At 45.5% G+C, this 17,160-nt stretch carries 16 protein-coding genes; 13 read left to right on the top strand and 3 right to left on the bottom strand.

Going from position 1 to position 17,160, the window contains the following annotated elements; genetic code table 11:
• The first annotated feature begins 57 nt into the window (after nucleotides 1–57).
• From ACLWBB_RS20640 to atpC, 7 genes are read left to right on the top strand one after another with little or no spacing between them, the layout of a single operon-like run.
• A complete protein-coding gene (locus ACLWBB_RS20640) occupies nucleotides 58–492 on the top strand; it encodes an ATP synthase F0 subunit B (protein ID WP_413289472.1) in 435 nt (144 codons plus the stop codon).
• Nucleotides 493–502: 10 nt separating this feature from the next.
• Nucleotides 503–1,072: a hypothetical protein gene (locus ACLWBB_RS20635; RefSeq protein ID WP_413289471.1), complete on the top strand. Its 570-nt coding sequence runs from the start codon at nucleotides 503–505 to the stop codon at nucleotides 1,070–1,072.
• Nucleotides 1,069–1,617 (top strand): ATP synthase F1 subunit delta, encoded by a 549-nt coding sequence (atpH, locus tag ACLWBB_RS20630; RefSeq protein WP_413289470.1) that lies wholly within the window; start codon nucleotides 1,069–1,071, stop codon nucleotides 1,615–1,617. Before ACLWBB_RS20635 ends, atpH begins: the two co-directional genes overlap by 4 nt.
• 2 nt (nucleotides 1,618–1,619) lie before the next feature.
• The gene (gene atpA, locus ACLWBB_RS20625; RefSeq protein WP_413289469.1) at nucleotides 1,620–3,143 is read left to right on the top strand and encodes a F0F1 ATP synthase subunit alpha; all 1,524 of its coding nucleotides are present in this window, start codon (nucleotides 1,620–1,622) and stop codon (nucleotides 3,141–3,143) included.
• A gap of 12 nt (nucleotides 3,144–3,155) precedes the next feature.
• Nucleotides 3,156–4,037, top strand: coding sequence for an ATP synthase F1 subunit gamma (atpG, locus tag ACLWBB_RS20620; RefSeq protein WP_413289468.1), 882 nt, complete (start codon nucleotides 3,156–3,158; stop codon nucleotides 4,035–4,037).
• 9 nt (nucleotides 4,038–4,046) lie between these two features.
• Entirely contained in the window at nucleotides 4,047–5,459 is a 1,413-nt protein-coding gene (atpD, locus tag ACLWBB_RS20615; protein ID WP_413289467.1) for a F0F1 ATP synthase subunit beta, read from the top strand.
• Between the two features lie 9 nt (nucleotides 5,460–5,468).
• Nucleotides 5,469–5,879 (top strand): ATP synthase F1 subunit epsilon, encoded by a 411-nt coding sequence (gene atpC / locus ACLWBB_RS20610; RefSeq protein ID WP_413289466.1) that lies wholly within the window; start codon nucleotides 5,469–5,471, stop codon nucleotides 5,877–5,879.
• Between the two features lie 63 nt (nucleotides 5,880–5,942).
• On the opposite strand, the gene ACLWBB_RS20605 is transcribed toward atpC, so the two are convergent.
• Both ACLWBB_RS20605 and ACLWBB_RS20600 read right to left on the bottom strand, forming a co-directional pair.
• Nucleotides 5,943–6,704: a hypothetical protein gene (locus ACLWBB_RS20605; RefSeq protein WP_413289465.1), complete on the bottom strand. Its 762-nt coding sequence runs from the start codon at nucleotides 6,702–6,704 to the stop codon at nucleotides 5,943–5,945.
• 18 nt (nucleotides 6,705–6,722) lie between these two features.
• A complete protein-coding gene (locus tag ACLWBB_RS20600; RefSeq protein ID WP_413289464.1) occupies nucleotides 6,723–8,279 on the bottom strand; it encodes a glycoside hydrolase family 3 protein in 1,557 nt (518 codons plus the stop codon).
• Between the two features lie 153 nt (nucleotides 8,280–8,432).
• On the opposite strand from ACLWBB_RS20600, the gene ACLWBB_RS20595 reads away from it, so the two are divergent.
• Nucleotides 8,433–9,221: a hypothetical protein gene (locus ACLWBB_RS20595; RefSeq protein WP_413289463.1), complete on the top strand. Its 789-nt coding sequence runs from the start codon at nucleotides 8,433–8,435 to the stop codon at nucleotides 9,219–9,221.
• Here ACLWBB_RS20595 and mfd read toward each other — a convergent pair.
• Nucleotides 9,218–12,739, bottom strand: coding sequence for a transcription-repair coupling factor (mfd, locus tag ACLWBB_RS20590; protein WP_413289462.1), 3,522 nt, complete (start codon nucleotides 12,737–12,739; stop codon nucleotides 9,218–9,220). The genes ACLWBB_RS20595 and mfd overlap by 4 nt on opposite strands.
• A 115-nt stretch (nucleotides 12,740–12,854) precedes the next feature.
• On the opposite strand from mfd, the gene ACLWBB_RS20585 reads away from it, so the two are divergent.
• From ACLWBB_RS20585 to nuoL, 5 genes are read left to right on the top strand one after another with little or no spacing between them, the layout of a single operon-like run.
• The gene (locus ACLWBB_RS20585; protein WP_413289461.1) at nucleotides 12,855–13,223 is read left to right on the top strand and encodes an NADH-quinone oxidoreductase subunit A; all 369 of its coding nucleotides are present in this window, start codon (nucleotides 12,855–12,857) and stop codon (nucleotides 13,221–13,223) included.
• On the top strand, nucleotides 13,214–14,353 hold the full coding sequence (locus tag ACLWBB_RS20580) for a complex I subunit 1/NuoH family protein (RefSeq protein WP_413289460.1): 1,140 nt from the start codon (nucleotides 13,214–13,216) through the stop codon (nucleotides 14,351–14,353). The genes ACLWBB_RS20585 and ACLWBB_RS20580 overlap by 10 nt, the downstream gene beginning before the upstream one ends.
• Before the next feature lie 9 nt (nucleotides 14,354–14,362).
• Nucleotides 14,363–14,893 (top strand): NADH-quinone oxidoreductase subunit J, encoded by a 531-nt coding sequence (locus ACLWBB_RS20575; RefSeq protein ID WP_413289459.1) that lies wholly within the window; start codon nucleotides 14,363–14,365, stop codon nucleotides 14,891–14,893.
• Nucleotides 14,880–15,206, top strand: coding sequence for an NADH-quinone oxidoreductase subunit NuoK (gene nuoK, locus ACLWBB_RS20570; protein ID WP_413289458.1), 327 nt, complete (start codon nucleotides 14,880–14,882; stop codon nucleotides 15,204–15,206). Before ACLWBB_RS20575 ends, nuoK begins: the two co-directional genes overlap by 14 nt.
• Before the next feature lie 6 nt (nucleotides 15,207–15,212).
• Nucleotides 15,213–17,156, top strand: coding sequence for an NADH-quinone oxidoreductase subunit L (nuoL, locus tag ACLWBB_RS20565; RefSeq protein WP_413289457.1), 1,944 nt, complete (start codon nucleotides 15,213–15,215; stop codon nucleotides 17,154–17,156).
• The last annotated feature ends 4 nt before the right edge of the window (nucleotides 17,157–17,160 follow it).

The raw sequence follows: 17,160 nt of genomic DNA, 5'->3' as shown, positions 1-17,160 counted from the left end.
TTCTTTCTAAAGGTGCTAATTCCCAGGGTTCAAAAAACCAGTAGGGATTTCAATACAATGGATATTATCCAACAATTAGGAATTAATGGGGCCGCTGCTGTACAGTTCGGCATCTTTATTTGTGTCTTTTTCTTTTTAAATTTGTATGTCTTTACGCCATATTACAAGGCCCACGAAGAGCGTGAAAAACGCACTTTGGGCGGCGAAGATCTGGCTCAAGAGTTCCACAAAAAATCAACAGAGCTTCACTCTGAGTATCAAGTGAAAGCAAAAGAAGTGACGAAAAAAATCAAGGACATCTACGATGCTCATCGCACAGATGCTTTGAAAGAGTACGACACTCTTGTTGGTAAAGCGCGCTCCGAGGCAGCCGCTCTTCTTGAAACGAACAATCAAAAAATCGCCCAATCGATTCAAGCAACAACCGCAGCTTTGAGATCTGAAGCTACAAATGTATCTGTAGCAATCACTCAAAAACTTTTGGGAAAGTAAGAGAGACAATATGAATAAGTGGTTTGCGTTTCTTTTCGTACTTGGAGCAAGCACAGCGTTCGCAGCTTCTGGTCATGGTGAGCATGGTGGTGAAGTCCATGTTCCTAAAGTCGTTCTTTATCAAGCAATCAACGTGGTTCTTTTGTTCGGAGGTCTTTACTACTTCCTAAAAACTCCCGTTGTAAAATTCTATGCTGATCGCAAAGAAAGCTATCTTGCGGCTGCAAAAAAATCTCAAGCAGCTCGCGAAGATGCAGAAAAGCATTTCGTAGATATCAAGCACAAGCTTGATCAGTTGGAAGCGACAACTGACGAAAGCATTTCTCGTGCAAAAGCTGAAGCTGTCGATATGAAGCACGCTTTGATCAAAGAAGCGCAAGAGGCAGCAGCAAGAATTAAACACGAGGCTGAACAAACAGCTAAAATCGAAATTCAAAAAGCTCAAACACATTTGCGTGAACAGCTTTTGAAAGACTCCATTGATGCTGCAAAAGCGGTTCTTTCTAAAGACATCGGCTCTGCAGACCATCAGAAACTTCAAAGCGAATTTGTTAATAAAGTACAGGCGGTAAACCCATGAAGATCAGCGAAGTTTCTCGTCGCTACGCTAAGGCCCTAATGGCTTTGGCAAAACAAAAAGGTCAGCACGCCCGCGCTCACAGCGAACTTGAGGCGATTGCAAAAGTTTTTAAAACAGATGCGACTGTTCATGACTATTTCTTAAATCCATTGATCGGTCCAGACGCAAAACTAGCTGTTGTTAAAAACAGCTTCCAAGGCAAAGGCCTTTCGGAAGAAGTTTACAACACGTTGTTGTTGCTTGCTGAGAAAAACCGCATGGGCAAATTCGAAGAGATCGTTGCGGCTTTCGAAGAACAAATGGACGTCGAACAAAACGTAACTCGCGGATCTGTGAAGTCTGCAAAAGCATTGTCTGAAGGGGATAAAAAAGACCTCGAAGGCAAAATTACTAAAATTTTGAATAAAAAAATCATCCTGACATACAAAGAAGATCCAACTCTTTTGGGCGGCGTTGTTGCTCAAGTAGGCGGATGGACATTTGATGACAGCATCGAAACACATTTAATTAAATTGAACGAAGAATTAAACAGGAGAGCCAACTAACCATGGAAACACAAATCCGTGCCGACGAGATCAGTCGCGTTCTTAAAGAGCAGATCAATCAGTATAATAAGAAAATCGAAGTTAGCGAAACGGGCAGCGTTCTCTCAGTAGGGGACGGGGTTGCGCGTATTTACGGTCTTGAAAACGTAATGGCGGGTGAGCTCGTTGAGTTCCCAGGCGAAATCTACGGAATGGTTCTGAATCTTGAAGATTCATTCGTGGGCGTGGTTATCTTCGGTGAAGACCGCGGTATTAAAGAAGGCGACACTGTTAAGCGTACGAAAAAAATCGTACAAGTTCCAGTGGGTGAAGCTCTTCTTGGTCGCGTTGTTGACGCTCTTGGAAACCCAGTTGACGGCCGCGGCGCTATCACGACACCACACAATCGCGTGGTTGAGTTGAAAGCTCCTGGTATCGTTTACCGTCATCCAGTTGAAGAATCTCTTTCTACGGGCATCAAATCTATCGATGCTTTGATCCCAATCGGTCGCGGTCAACGTGAGCTGATCATCGGTGACCGTCAAACTGGTAAAACAGCTATTGCGATCGACACTATCATCAATCAAAAAGGCCAAGGCGTATATTGCTTCTACGTAGCTATCGGTCAAAAACAATCTACAGTTGCAGCCGTTGTTGAAAAACTTCGCGCAGCGGGCGCTCTTGAGTACACTACAGTAATCACTGCAGGTGCTTCTGACCAAGCTCCATTGCAATTCTTGGCTGCTTACTCTGGTACAGCTATGGCGGAATACTTCCGTGATACAGGCAGACATGCTTTGATCATCTATGATGATTTGACGAAACAAGCTCAAGCTTACCGTCAATTGTCATTGCTCCTTCGCCGTCCTCCAGGCCGTGAAGCCTACCCAGGGGACGTATTCTATCTCCACAGCCGTCTTCTAGAGCGTGCTGCGAAATTGTCTGCGGATAAAGGCGGCGGTTCATTGACTGCATTGCCAATCATCGAGACTCAAGCGGGCGATATCTCTGCTTACATCCCAACGAACGTGATCTCTATCACTGACGGTCAGATCTTCTTGGAAACTGACTTGTTCAATAAAGGTATCCGTCCAGCGATTTCTGTCGGTAAGTCAGTATCGCGCGTGGGTGGTGCCGCTCAGATTAAAGCGATGAAACAAGTTGCGGGTTCTTTGAAGCTTGAACTTGCTCAGTTCCGTGCGATGGAAGCCTTCGCAGCGTTTGCTTCTGACCTCGATAAAGCGACTCAACAACAGTTGGCTCGTGGTCGCCGCTTGGTGGAAGTGTTGAAACAAGGTCAATACTCTCCTGTAAAAGTGGAAGAGCAAATCGCGATGATCTTCGCAGCTGGTAACGGTTACGTGGATCAATATCCAGAGACAGATGTTAAGAGATACGAAAAAGAGATGGTTGAGTTCTTGAAACAAAAACACTCTCACGTACTTAAAAACATCGCTGAGAAGAAAGCTATGGCGGACGACATCAAGAAGTCACTTGTTGCGGCTCTTGAAGAGTTCAAAGCGGTTTTCCAACCTTCTTCTAAGTAATAGGGTGCCGAAATGGCGAGTTTAAAGGATATCAGGGCTCGTATCGAGTCCACAAAAAATACGCAGCAGATTACAAAGGCGATGAAGCTCGTCTCTGCTGCGAAATTACGTAAGGCGCAGAATAATATTCAAAACATGCGTCCTTACGCGCTTACTTTGCGAAAAGTAATTGCTGATATCGCTATCACTAACAAAGTTTCCCATCCGTTGATGGAGCAAAAGCCAGAAGTAAAAAAAGTACTTTTGGTTGTTTTGACTTCGGATCGTGGTCTTTGCGGTGGTTTCAACGGCAATATCAACAAGTTCGCGGAGAGCTACTATAAGCAAAACGTTAAGAACTTTGAGAAGATCGACTTTCTTTTCATCGGTCGTAAGGGCTCTGACTACTTCACTAAGAAGGGTTATAAAGCCATCGACTCTATCACTCGCCTAGACAAGGACATTTCTTATGACTTGGCTTCGCATGTGGCAGATCGTTTGATGAAGCAATATCTCTCTGGTGATTACGACGAAATTCGTTTGATCTACAATGAATTTAAGTCGGCAATCTCTCAGCAAGTAGTTTGTGAAACCCTTCTACCAATTGACATTCAAAACACGTCTTTTGATACGACTGGAACAGCAGTGGGTTTCTCTGTTGATATGATTTTCGAACCGGCTCCTCAGCAAATCATTGAACAATTGCTGGTGAAGCATTTCGATCTTCAGGTTTACAGAAGTATGTCTGAATCAGTGGCTGCAGAACATGGCGCTCGTATGACCGCGATGGAGAATGCAACTAACAACGCGAAAGAGATGATCAACTCTTACACGCTGACATACAACAAATTGAGACAAGAAAAAATTACTACAGAATTAACTGAAATTGTGAGCGGTGCAGAGGCACTGAAATAATAGGAGCGTATGAAAATGGCTAACGGTAAAATCAAACAGGTGATGGGCCCGGTTGTCGACGTAGAATTCGAAGGTGGCGAGCTTCCTCCCATCAACACGGCTCTTCGTTCTACTAACAAAGCAATCTCTGATAAAGAAGGCAATCTTACTCTAGAAATCGCACAACATCTTGGTGATGGTGTGGTTCGTACTATCGCGATGGACTCTACAGAGGGTCTTGTGCGCGGTGAAAAAGTTGTCAGCACTGGCAACATGATCTTGGCTCCAGTAGGTCCTGAAGTTTTGGGTCGTATCATCAACGTTATCGGCGAGCCGGTAGACGAAGCTGGTCCGGTAAAAGCTAAAGACAACTGGCCAATCCACAGAGCAGCTCCTAAATTCGAAGACTTGGCAGTAGCAGCAGAAATGTTGATGACTGGTATCAAGGTCGTAGACTTGCTCGCTCCTTACGCTAAGGGTGGTAAGATCGGTTTGTTCGGTGGTGCCGGTGTAGGTAAAACCGTATTGATCCAAGAATTGATCCGCAATATCGCAACTGAGCACGGTGGTTACTCTGTATTCGCCGGCGTGGGCGAGCGTACTCGTGAGGGTAATGACTTGTGGGCAGAGATGAAACAATCAGGCGTTATCAACAAAACAGCGCTTGTATTCGGTCAGATGAATGAGCCACCTGGAGCACGTGCACGCGTTGCTTTGACTGGTTTGACTGTTGCGGAATACTTCCGTGACGTTGAAAAACAAGACGTTCTTTTCTTCGTTGATAACATCTTCCGTTTCACTCAAGCGGGTGCTGAGGTTTCTGCGTTGTTGGGTCGTATCCCTTCAGCGGTAGGTTACCAACCAACATTGGCAACCGAGATGGGCGCGATGCAAGAGCGTATTACATCAACTAAATCTGGTTCTATCACTTCCGTACAAGCGGTTTACGTACCTGCGGATGACTACACGGATCCAGCTCCAGCAACTACGTTCACGCATTTGGATGCGACGACGAACTTGGATCGTGATATCGCTGCTATGGCGATCTTCCCGGCGGTATCTCCGTTGACTTCAACTTCTCGTATCTTGGATCCACAAGTTGTGGGTGAAGCGCATTACAAAACTGCGCGTGACGTTCAAGCTATCTTGCAACGTTATAAAGAACTTCAAGATATCATCGCCATCCTTGGTATGGACGAGTTGTCTGAAGACGATAAGTTGGTTGTATCACGCGCTCGTAAGATCCAGCGCTTCTTGTCTCAGCCGTTCTTCGTTGCTGAGCAGTTCACTGGTCTTACTGGTAAATACGTTGATATCAAAGACACTGTTAAAGGTTTCCGCGAAATCTTGGATGGTAAACACGATAGCTTGCCTGAACAGGCATTCTACATGGTTGGTACTATCGAAGAAGCTATTGAAAAAGCTAAGAAGCTTCAGGCTTAAGGATAACTTATGTTTAAACTAACACTCGTGACTCCGGAAAAAAGACTCGTGATTGATCAAGAAATTGATGAAGTCACGGCTCCGGCTTTCAAAGGAGAATTAAACATTCTTCCTGGTCACGCTCCTTTGATTACGACACTTGAGACTGGTGTTTTGAGATACAAACTCAAAGGCCAAGCAGAACAAAAAGTGGCGATCAGCTGGGGCTACTGCCAAGTCAGTCCACAAGGTGTAAACATCTTGGCTGAATACGCGGCAGCTCCTGTTGACCTTCAAATCGAAGACCTCAAGAAGGCCTTGGCCGAAGCTGAGCGCAAGCTTAGCACTGAGTCTTTGGATGAAGAGCAATGGGCTGAAGCTCAAAGAGAAGTGGCGAAAGCTAGAACAGGGATGGAAATCTTCCCTGGTACTTGGACATAAGAGCCAAAATTATAAGACTTTAAACGAAAAGCCTGGGCAAAACCCGGGCTTTCTGTTTTTGGGCTATCTGAGTTTGTAAGATTCTACGCAGGGTTTTCGTGCGACCTTCAAAATATTGAGATAACCCCTGTTTTTAGAAGGATCTTTGTCCTTCGCCCACTCGGGACGGATCTCGCCGAAAAATTCAGAATAGGGATAAAAGAAATTTGTAATACCCTTGTAGGTCGTGGGAATTCCGCTTCGTTCATATTCAGCGATGATACTTTCTGCGATCGCTTGAGTTTTTTTATAGAGTTCTTTGGCATCCACCTTCTCAGTAGCACCGTCTAAGTACTTTTGAGATTTCAGAGGGCAAAGAAAAGCGTTCGCAAAAGGGTTGGCTCTTGCGCGAGAGAATGAAGTTCTAAACTGATTTTTCCCAAAGATCACATCAGAGTAAGCATCCAAAGTTGTCGAAGCCCGAGTTTTAACTCGGTTCATGATGCCCCATCCAATATTTTTCATGATGTCGTCATCTGTATTGGCGTTGCATTTCTTTTTCCAGTAACCCGTAGAGAGACCTTCCGAATAAATCAGACGCGCTAACAACTCCTCTTTTGAAAGTCCCGCTTTTTCCGCCTCGTTACGAGCGAACTTTTCTTCGGTGTTAGTTCTTGGGTCTACTTGTGGCTTGCAATCCGCAAGCTCGATCGCCGCCTGATCAGCGGGTGAAGAGTTAGAAGTTGTTGCGGTAGCAGAAACAGAAGAAGTTCCGGCTTGAGTGCTTTGTGCGACTTCGCCCGCAAAGCTACTCAAGCTCAGCAAAGAAAAAAGAAGTGAAATCATGTATCCTCATTGTTGTCGTCAGTCTGTTTTGGCGAACTGTCCGAGGTCTCCTCGCCTAGCCAACCCCCGAAAGTTGTCGGCCACTTTTTTACCTGCCTCTGGGTGAGGGAAGTAAAGATTTACAACATTCAGAAACTTCGTAGAGTCCGGAATGAGGCTTGGAGTGTTCAGATTCACTACAAGTATCTTTTTGGCGATATCTTTCGGGAGCTTGTCCAAAATAACTGCTGTCTTGCGACCGTAAATCGCATAGACCGCATAGCTGCAAGAGCTCTTCTTCATAAAGTCGACGAGCATCTGTGCTTTTGTCTTTGCGGTTGTTTTAATCGCAATGACTGGTACAGAAGATTTTTTGAAAGAGTCTATGAACTCACCCATCGGTGCAAACACACAGACTGGATTTTTTGCGTTGATGTTTGAAGGCGGCACAGCAGCGGGCGCGCGTTCGGTTTCTTCTTGGGGTTTTTGCAAAGCCATCTTGATGTTGAAATCCAGAATACGAGATTCAATCTCACGCAGTTTTTTAGTGGAAAGTGCGATTACTTTTGGGTTTTGTAGCTCGCCTTGCTGAGGAGATTTTTCGGCCAAGTATTTCTTAACGGCAAGAATGCGAGCGACCTTTTCATTCAGCTCTTCCGTCGTAAGTTCGCCTTTTTTCACAGCTTCTTTCACGCGTTCGATAGCCTTTGCTTGATCTTTAAAAGACCAAGTCATCATGATAATGTCGGCACCCGCTTTAAGCGCTTGTAGCGCAGCTTCGTGCGGATTACTAACAGCGGTAAGGCCCTTCATCTGAATGTCATCTGTGATAACTAAGCCCGTATAACCGATTTGTTTTCGCAAGATCTCTTTAATGATTTGAGGTGAAATGGTGGCTGGCGTATTCGTTGGATCCAAAGTTGGATAACTAAAATGCGAAAGCATAATTGCGGTGTTTGGCCCAAGTTTTGAGAACTCTTCGAAAGGTTTAATGTCGCGCTCATAAAGCGTTTCGGCGGAAGCTTTATAAGAAGCGGTTTTTTTGTGTGGATCATCAATGACGCCGCCAACACCAGGGAAGTGCTTTGCTGTCGGAACGACGGCTTCATCTAGAAGACCTTTAGAAAGAGATACTCCAATGGAACTGACCTTACTAGCATCTGAACCAAATGAACGAAGCCCAATGAAACTATCACTATTGGGACTACTGATATCTAACACCGGGGCCAGATTCATATTGAAACCCAGAGTACGGATAATCTTTGCGGTCTCTTGACCCAAAGAGTGCGCGAGCTCTGAGTTTTGCGTTTGGCCAATCGACATGGCATTTGGGATCGGTGGGCGAGTCGGAACGCGCGCAACTTGTCCGCCTTCTTGGTCCACCGCTATAAAGGGAAGAGTTTCCGAGGACGCCAGAGCAAGTTTTTGAAGTTGCGCATTCATTTTCGCAACTTGCGCTAGAGACGAGATATTTCTTTTAAACAAAATAAAGGAAGAGATCTTGTGTTTTTTAACGAAGGACTCAAGCTGAGGGTCCACAGACTGCTGTGGAAAGCCGATCAAAAAGAGCTGGCCAACCTTCTGATCTACACTCATGTCCTCTACCGCAGGCGGGGTTTGAGCTATCACAAAGTTGGGAAATAGAACTAAAACTAAAAAACCAATAACACAGCGGAAATAAACTTCCATAGAATAAGAATATCAGCTTAGTCTGCGCGCGACAGACGAGAATGAATAGGTGTGAATAAAATGAACTTACGTCTTAGGGCTTATGATTTAGTTTTAAAGACCTTGGTCTGTCTAAGTACGACCTTGATCTTAAGTCATGCTCAAGCAGCCATCTTTGAAGACACTGAAGAGGACAAAGACGTCGTAGAAGACTACAGAGGCGCATCTGACCTTGTGGAGCTTCATACCCCTGTAGAAATCGATGCTCCTTATCGGGAACGTCGTAATACCCACGGATTTTTATTCGGTTTGTACTACGAGAACATTATCTTGGATCGATATGTTTCCATCCTTGATGGGGCGACGTTTTATCAAGATATGTTTGGCGAATCAGAGTTTCCTCTTTTCAATCTCGAGCTCAGTTATAAATACAATTTCTCTTTAGGTGCACTGACGGCTTCGTTTGGCGGTGGCTACGGAGAAATTAAAGATGATGGTTCGGGCGTTATGCGCAGCCTTGCTATGACAAAGTATCAAGCCTCAGTCGGTTATATCATGGACACTCTTTTTGAAGAGCCCTACGGCGCGCCTTATTTTAGCGTGGGCATCATGAGAGTAAGCATCGATGAGGATAACTCTGTGGAAACGCTAGGACACGACATCGATATGCTTTATCACTTACAAGCTGGAGTCATGTTCCAATTGAATTGGCTAGATTCAGCGGTTGCTCGCAAGAGCCTTGTAGATTACGGACTGCAAAATACTTATCTAGATGTTTTTGTTTCTCAGTACTCTGCGAGCGAGAGTGAGGATGATCCAGATACCAGCACTGAATACACTATTGGTGCGGGCCTTCGCTTAGAATACTAAACTTGCTTTAAAAGATACTCGAGCTCGTCGTAAACACCTGACCAGGTGATATTATTCATTCGGACATTGAGACGGTTATCCGGAGTGAGAGAGTATTTCTTGTTTTCCCGCATCGCGAGTTGAATTGCGGTTTCTGGCTTCAGCGCGGTTTTCTCAGTAAAGACCAACGAAACTGTTTTTACGCCGGCACTCAAATCTCGCACGCCCAAATCTTTGCAGAGCTTGCGAATGAGCATAAGTCCCATGAGATTGAGAGTCGCTTCTGGGATTTCCCCAAACTGATCTTTCAACTCTTCTTCGATACGATCTAAATCATCTGTGGAAGTAATATCTGCCAACGCTTTGTAGTAGCTCAGGCGAATACGAATATCTGAAATATAGTTGTCAGGAATCATCGCTGGAATTCTGAGATTGATTTCAGGATCTAGTTCGATGTCGTCTATCTTTTCGCCCTTGGCTTCCGCAAGAGCCTCTTGCAAAAGATCCATATAGAGTTCATAACCAACAGCATTGACGTGACCGGATTGATCCTCACCAAGAATATTGCCGGAACCACGAAGCTCTAGGTCGTATTGTGCGATCTTAATACCGCTGCCAAGAGCAGAGTTATCCTGAATGATTTTCAAACGCTCTTGCGCCTCTTTATCAAGTTTTTTATCTCGAGGCATCATCAGGTAGCAATAAGCACGGGCCTTGCTGCGCCCCACGCGGCCGCGTAGCTGATAGAGCTGGCTTAAGCCAAACATGTGCGCAGAATCAATAAACATCGTATTGGCACGCGGAATATCCATGCCGGATTCAACAATCGAAGTACAAATAAGTACGTCGATTTCATGATGGAAGAATTCCAGCATAGTTTTTTCAAGCTCGTCTTCGTTCATTTGTCCATGCGCCACGCGAATACGAGCCTTTGGCACAATTGCGCGAACTTCATCCGCAATGCCGTAGATGCTTTGCACTCGGTTGTGAATAAAATAAACCTGACCGCCACGTGCGATTTCCGCGTCAATCGCTTTACGAATCGTATCCTCATCAAACTTACAAACGAAAGTTCTCGTCGGTAGGCGATCCACAGGGGCTGTGTTGATCAGACTTAAATCGCGCGCGCCCACAAGACTCATGTTCAGAGTTCGTGGAATAGGCGTCGCTGAGAGCGTGACTGTATCAACGCTTGTGCGCATCTTTTTAATCTTCTCTTTATGAGTGACGCCGAACTTCTGTTCTTCGTCGATAATAAGAAGGCCCAAGTCTTTAAACGTGACGTCTTTACTTAAAAGACGATGGGTTCCAATCAGAACATCTACTTTTCCTTCGGCGCATTCTTTAAGAATCTTTTTTGCGTCTGCAGTTGTTACGAAGCGATTGAGCGCGCGAATTTCTACAGGCCATCCTTGGAAACGTTTTTTAAAGGTCTCTAAATGTTGGAACGTAAGTACGGTTGTCGGCGCGAGCACTGCCACCTGCTTACGGTTCTGCACAGCAAAGAAAGCTGCACGCATGGCAACTTCAGTTTTACCAAAGCCCACGTCGCCGCAAATCAGACGATCCATCGGTTTTTCGCCAGAGAGATCTTTGCTGATATCACGAATGGCACGCAACTGATCGTCCGTCTCTTCATAGGCAAAGCCATTTTCAAAGAGTTCGTAGTCTTGCTCGTTGAAAGCAAACGGCGGACGGTGCAGTTCTGCACGTTTCGCATAGAGAGCCAAAAGCTCATGCGCGATATCGCGAAGCTGGCCTTTTACTTTGATTTTAGTTTTTTCCCAGCCAGTGCCGCCAAGCTTATCTAAGATAGTTGTTTGAGTGGCGCCAGAGTATTTTTGCAATTGGCCCACGCGATACACCGGCAGATAAAGCTTATCCTTATCTTTGTAGCCAACCTGAATAAACTCGGAATCAATGCCGTTGATAGGCATGATTTTAAGGCCCTCGTACACACCGATGCCGTGTTTGACGTGAACAACTAAGTCACCGGGTTTTAAGTCCCCGAAACTAAGGCGCTTGGCCTGTTTTTGAAAGTCTTCGGCGCCACCGGAATCTGAGACCCGTTGTTTGCGACCAAAGAAATCCTCTTCGCGCAAGAAAATGATCTGCTCTTCCTCAAGGCGTAAGCTTTCGGGCAAATAGCGCGGAATAATATGGATAACAGAGTCCGAAGACTCTTGCGCGCGCATCCAGCTGTCCCACAAGAAGTCTTGGGTGTCACATTTAACGGGCTTAAACTCGAGGCGCTCAATAATGTGACCAAGACGCTCCATCTGAGATTGATTTTTAATACCAACAAAGATTTTGTAGCGATCTTCTTTCCAGCGGGTGAGCTTTTGTTTCACAGCTTGCAGCCAAGGCTCAGATCCCGGAGAAAAAGACAGACTTAAATTTGAAAACTCAGTGACGGGTGCAGAACGATAATCAATTCGCGCATCGCTTGCTGCGCTATCCTCGAGGTACTCTAGTTTTGAGAAATAAATTTGCCGCGAATCCATCGGTAATTCGATTTCATCAAAGGCAACGAAGAGCTCTTTGTATGCCGGGCGAATCACGGCACTTTCAGCACCTAAGTAGTCAGACTTCATTTCTGCCAAAAGCTCGTCAGAGTATCGAGAGATCTCTAAAGGATCTAACAACCAGATATTCAATGAAGAACTGAAGTGATCAAATGCGGTGTCGAGTTTTTTATAGAAAGAAGGAAGAAGAAACTCAGCGCCTGGGAAATAGTTTTTTAAAACCAAGGAACGCAAGATCTCTTCAGACTCGCTTTTATCAATATTGCGACCCTCTAAAGTTTTGCGGAAATGTTTCAGAAGCTCTTCGTGATGTTCATCACGGAAAAGAATTTCTCGGGCAGGTACTATTGCTGCCGTTGAAACTTCTTCCTGACTTCGTTGGTCCATCGGATTAAAGAAGCGCAAACTTTCAATTTGATCACCAAAAAGCTCTATACGGATTGGACGATCTTGTGCCGGGGAAAAGACATCTATAATACCGCCACGTAAAGCATACTGCCCACAATCTTCCACCATGGGCGCGGATTGATAGCCCAAGCTGTTCAAAAAACTAGCAATGTTTTCTGGAAGTTCGGTTCCTGATGACCAAATGTGGGTGTGGTCTTTCAAATCTTTAAACGGAAGTGTTTTTTGACACAGCGCTTGAATAGATGCGACGAAGATCTCTCCGGGTTTTGCATTCTGAGCTCGGTAAAGAAACTGTAAACGTTCACTCACTGCGCGCGCGTTTGGATAAAGTCCCGAGTAAGGTGAAACATCAAAATGATTAAAAAGGTAGCAACTTTTTAGAGGATCAAAGAAGCGCAAAAGTCGTTTCAACTCTTCTGCAGAGTCGTGACTGCCTGTAATTACCAAGTGCGGCAAGTTGTTAATTTGCTTAGAGTAAGTTTGAGACAAAAAGAAAGACAGCGGTAACTCTGAGGAGCTCCCGATCACTTGAACTTTCGACTTTTTTGTCTCGAAGACCCGGTCAAGCAGGGTCTCGAGTCTTGTGTGCACCAACTCGGTTTTCATTTTTGTGTGATGTTGCCACTAGTTAGGTGATCTTTCCATTCATATTTCTTGGATTTCACGCAAGGCATGAGTATAAAGGATTATTCTCAATAACGTGTCATTAAGGGGAGGGTCTGTGCCTTTAGGCGGAGTCATATTTATCACTGTCTTCGTAGCGGTGTTCGGTTGTCTGTGTTTGTATCTGGGTCGCACATTCGGTGGAAAAAAACCGCAAGATGCCGTGAAGCTTGCTCCTTACGAGTGCGGTATTCCAGGACAAGAAAAAAAGGACACGAAAGTTTCCGTTAAGTTCTATCTTACGGCGATTCTCTTCATTCTTTTCGATATCGAAATTATTTTCATGTATCCATGGGCGACAAGCTTCAAAGACATGATTGCTTCTGGCATCGGTGGTTACGCATTGATCGCAATGATGATCTTCATCGTTGTTTTCATCTTTGGTTTATTCTGGGAAATCAAATCTAAAGCTTTGGAGTGGGATTAGTAATGGGTGCAGATGCATTTGAAATAACGATTAACTGTGTAAAGCTTGTCCTTGTTTTTTTGATCATGGTTCAAGCAGTACCTATTCTTGTGTGGCTTGAGCGTCGCGGCTCTGGCTTCATTCAAAATCGCTTCGGTCCAAACCGTGTTGGTCCTTTGGGACTTATGCAGCTTCTTGCTGATGCGGTGAAGTTCTTAACAAAAGAAGAGTTTAGCCCGAAAGCGGCGACAAAACTTTTGTTCTACGCAGCTCCAGTGTTTGCGTTGATTCCTGGAACTCTTGGTTTTGCTGCAATTCCAATGGCGCCAGCGTTGAAGTGGGGTTCTTACACATTCCCAATTCAAGGTTATGAAATCGGCGTTGGTATCGTGTTCATCTTGGGCGTTTCGTCGCTGGCGGCCTACACAATCTTGATGGCGGGATGGGGCTCTGGAAATAAGTTCGCGTTGATGGGCGCTCTTCGTGCGAGTGCGCAGACGATCAGTTATGAATTGGCTTTGGGCCTTTCAATCGTTGGCGTGATCTTGATGTACGGTACTTTTAACCTGACAGATATGATCAATGCTCAACAAGGTACTTTATCTTTCCAAGCATTCGGTCACACGGTGGCATCTCCATACATTCCAAACTGGGGCATCGTTTACCAACCACTTGCGGCGATTTTGTTCTTTGCATCGACATTTGCAGAGTCAAACCGTTTGCCATTCGACTTGGCAGAGGGCGAGGCAGAGTTGGTTGCGGGTTTCCACACTGAATACGGCGGCTTCAAAATGCTTCTGTTCTTCATCGGTGAATACGGTCACATGTTGGTGGCGTCTGGTTTGATGGCGACCTTCTTCTTGGGTGGTTACAACATTCCTTGGACAACTGTTGAGGGAGTTTATCAATGGTGTTTGAGCACTACTGGTAATGCTGACACCGCGAGCGCAATGAGCTCACTTCTTCATTTCGGTATGTACTTCTTCAAATTGGCGATCTTCCTTTGGATCTTCATTTGGGTTCGTTGGACTTTGCCGCGCTTTAGATATGACCAATTGATGGATCTTGGTTGGAAAACCATGCTTCCTTGGGCGCTGGCTAACACGATCCTTTCAGCAATTGTAATTTTCGTAGTGTCATACGCTTGGTAGGAGTTTTTTGTGACGGCAGATAGTTTTTTATTTTGGATGTTGGCAGCAGTAACCCTGATTAGTGGTTTAACTGTTGTCCTTGTTTCTAACCCGATTTACTCAGCCCTTTCTTTGGCAATGACTATGGTGGGTGTTTCTGCGTTGTTTGCAACTTTGGGTGCATACTTCATCGCGGGCGTTCAGTTGATTGTATACGCGGGTGCGGTTCTGGTTCTTTTCGTGATGGTGCTTATGCTCTTCGACTTAAAAACGGAGCTAGCAACCTTTTCGCGTGGAAAGCTCAGCGGGATTTTGAAAATTGCCACGGTGGGGATTTTGGCCGGTTTCTTGGCGGGTGCTTTTGGCATCACTGCTGAGCTTGCTGAAAAGCCAGCAACAGCTGCAGTGCAGTCAGGTGCTGAGGCAGCGAAGTCCCTCGGTGTTCTTTTATTCACAAAATATGTATTTGGTTTTGAGGCCCTTGGAGTTCTCTTGTTGGTGATCGCCATCGGAGTTGTGGGTCTTGCGCGCAGTAAAGGTGGAACACATGCCAAGCATTGATCTTATTAATAACGTAGGCCTGAACCATTACTTGGTTCTTTCGGCGCTTCTTTTTGTGACTGGCATGGCCGGCGTTCTTTTAAGAAGAAACGTAATCGTTCTTTTGATGTCCATCGAGCTTATGTTGAATGCCGTAAACATCAGCTTTGTTGCTTTCAGCAAATATCTGAACGTTTTAGACGGACAGGTTCTTGTGTTCTTTGTAATGACGATCGCCGCAGCGGAAGCAGCGGTAGGTTTGGCCATCGCAGTTTCAATTTTCAAACGTTATAAAGAAGTGAACATCCGCTTCTTCGAGCATCTGAAGGGATAATCAACGATGAATCACACTATCCTGATGTCGATTTTGATCCTAAGTCCGCTGATCGGCTTTATGATCAATGGTTTCCGTTATAAAAAACACAGCTACTTGGTGGCGGGCTCTATCGCAACCGCAGCCGTGTTTATCTCTTTCATTAGCTCGGTGCTTTTGGTGGTAGATTTAGTTGGTATGCCAGCGGAATCTCGCCGTATTGTTGTTAGCTTCTTTGAATGGGTGGGCGTCGCAAATCTAAAGATTGATGCGTCCTTCGTTGTCGATCAAATCAGCGCGATCATGGTCCTTGTGATCACGGGCGTTGGTTCTTTGATCCATCTTTTCTCTACAAGCTACATGCACCACGATAAGGGCGTTGCAAAGTACTTCGCGTACTTGAACCTTTTCATCTTCAATATGTTGCTCTTGGTTCTTGGTAGCAACTTGCTTGTGATGTTCGTAGGCTGGGAAGGCGTGGGCTTGTGCTCTTACCTTTTGATCGGCTTCTGGTTCAAAGACGAAGAGAAAGCCGCAGCTGGTATGAAAGCCTTCATCACAAACCGTGTTGGTGACGCTGCTTTCTTGCTTGGTATGTTTATCTTGTTCCTGACTTTCGGAACTTTGGATTTCTCAGAACTAAATGCACTTGCACCAACAACAGCGGAAGCGACTTGGTTAGGTGCGGTGACTTTGGGAACTCTGTTCTTGTTCATCGGCGCGACTGGTAAGTCTGCACAGATTCCATTGTATGTTTGGCTTCCAGATGCGATGGCGGGTCCAACTCCTGTTTCTGCTCTGATCCATGCGGCGACGATGGTAACAGCCGGCGTTTACATGATCGTGCGTTTGAATCCGCTTTTCATGGTTGCTCCTAATACAATGATGGTGATCGCAATCATCGGTGCAGCGACCGCGGTTTTGGCAGCTACAATTGGTATGACCCAATGGGATATCAAGAAGGTGCTTGCTTACTCGACCGTATCTCAGCTTGGTTACATGTTCCTAGCTTGCGGTGTGGGTGCATTCGGAGCAGCGATGTTCCACTTAATGACTCACGCATTCTTTAAAGCTTTGATGTTCTTGGGTTCTGGTTCTGTGATCCATGCGATGCACGAAGAACAAGACATCCGTAAGATGGGCGCTTTGAAGAAGTACATGCCGATTACGCATTTTACTTTCGTATTGGGATGGCTTGCGATTATCGGGATGCCGCCATTTGCCGGCTTCTTCTCTAAGGATGAAATCTTGTGGTTTGCATTTAGTTCTCCGTTTGGACACGTTGGCCTTTGGGTCGCGGGTGTCATCGGTGCAACACTAACTGCGTTCTACATGACTCGTTTGATGGCTTTGACTTTCTGGGGTAAAAGCCGCGTTCCTAAAGACACTCATCCACATGAATCAGATGCAATGATGACGATTCCTTTGATCGTTCTTGGTGTTTTGTCTGTGATTGGTGGTTGGATTGGTATTCCACACGTGATCGGTCATGTGTTGGGAGATATCCCAAATGTTTGGGAACACTGGTTGGAACCTTTGATTACAAAACTTCCAGCAGCTGCCGAAGGCCACGCTGTCGATCACACAACCTTAGAGTGGTCATTGATGGCAGTCTCTGTGGGTCTTGCGGCGATTTCTGCAGCCGTTGCGTACCAGATGTATGTACGTAAACCAGGCGCTTCTGAAAAAGTGGCCGAAGCTTTGGGACCTGTCTACAAAGCGGTCTACAACAAGTACTTCGTGGACGAAGCTTACTTTGGCGGAATTATTAATCCGCTAATCAGAGCAAGCCGCGGCTTGTGGTACTACATCGACGTTAACTTTATTGATAAATGCACTTACTGGGCAGGAGATCTTGTGAAGGGTGGCGGTTCTTTGATCCGCTCTCTGCAAACAGGAAATATGCAGCAATATGCTATGTATATCGGCCTTGGCTTGGTGTTCGTTCTTTCCATCCTTTTGATGAGGTAGTTTC

It is taken from the genome of Bdellovibrio sp. HCB337, from assembly GCF_047302465.1.
Classification (GTDB): Bacteria; Bdellovibrionota; Bdellovibrionia; order Bdellovibrionales; family Bdellovibrionaceae; genus JACMRP01.
This window is presented reverse-complemented; position numbering and strand designations above follow the sequence as displayed.

Bases quoted from the DNA above. Each gene is read 5' to 3' on its own strand.
- ACLWBB_RS20640 (WP_413289472.1), top strand. From the start codon at position 58: ATGGATATTATCCAACAATTAGGAATTAATGGGGCCGCTGCTGTACAG.
- ACLWBB_RS20635 (WP_413289471.1), top strand. From the start codon at position 503: ATGAATAAGTGGTTTGCGTTTCTTTTCGTACTTGGAGCAAGCACAGCG.
- atpH (WP_413289470.1), top strand. From the start codon at position 1,069: ATGAAGATCAGCGAAGTTTCTCGTCGCTACGCTAAGGCCCTAATGGCT.
- atpA (WP_413289469.1), top strand. From the start codon at position 1,620: ATGGAAACACAAATCCGTGCCGACGAGATCAGTCGCGTTCTTAAAGAG.
- atpG (WP_413289468.1), top strand. From the start codon at position 3,156: ATGGCGAGTTTAAAGGATATCAGGGCTCGTATCGAGTCCACAAAAAAT.
- atpD (WP_413289467.1), top strand. From the start codon at position 4,047: ATGAAAATGGCTAACGGTAAAATCAAACAGGTGATGGGCCCGGTTGTC.
- atpC (WP_413289466.1), top strand. From the start codon at position 5,469: ATGTTTAAACTAACACTCGTGACTCCGGAAAAAAGACTCGTGATTGAT.
- ACLWBB_RS20605 (WP_413289465.1), bottom strand. From the start codon at position 6,704: ATGATTTCACTTCTTTTTTCTTTGCTGAGCTTGAGTAGCTTTGCGGGC.
- ACLWBB_RS20600 (WP_413289464.1), bottom strand. From the start codon at position 8,279: ATGAGTGTAGATCAGAAGGTTGGCCAGCTCTTTTTGATCGGCTTTCCA.
- ACLWBB_RS20595 (WP_413289463.1), top strand. From the start codon at position 8,433: ATGAACTTACGTCTTAGGGCTTATGATTTAGTTTTAAAGACCTTGGTC.
- mfd (WP_413289462.1), bottom strand. From the start codon at position 12,739: ATGAAAACCGAGTTGGTGCACACAAGACTCGAGACCCTGCTTGACCGG.
- nuoK (WP_413289458.1), top strand. From the start codon at position 14,880: ATGCCAAGCATTGATCTTATTAATAACGTAGGCCTGAACCATTACTTG.
- nuoL (WP_413289457.1), top strand. From the start codon at position 15,213: ATGAATCACACTATCCTGATGTCGATTTTGATCCTAAGTCCGCTGATC.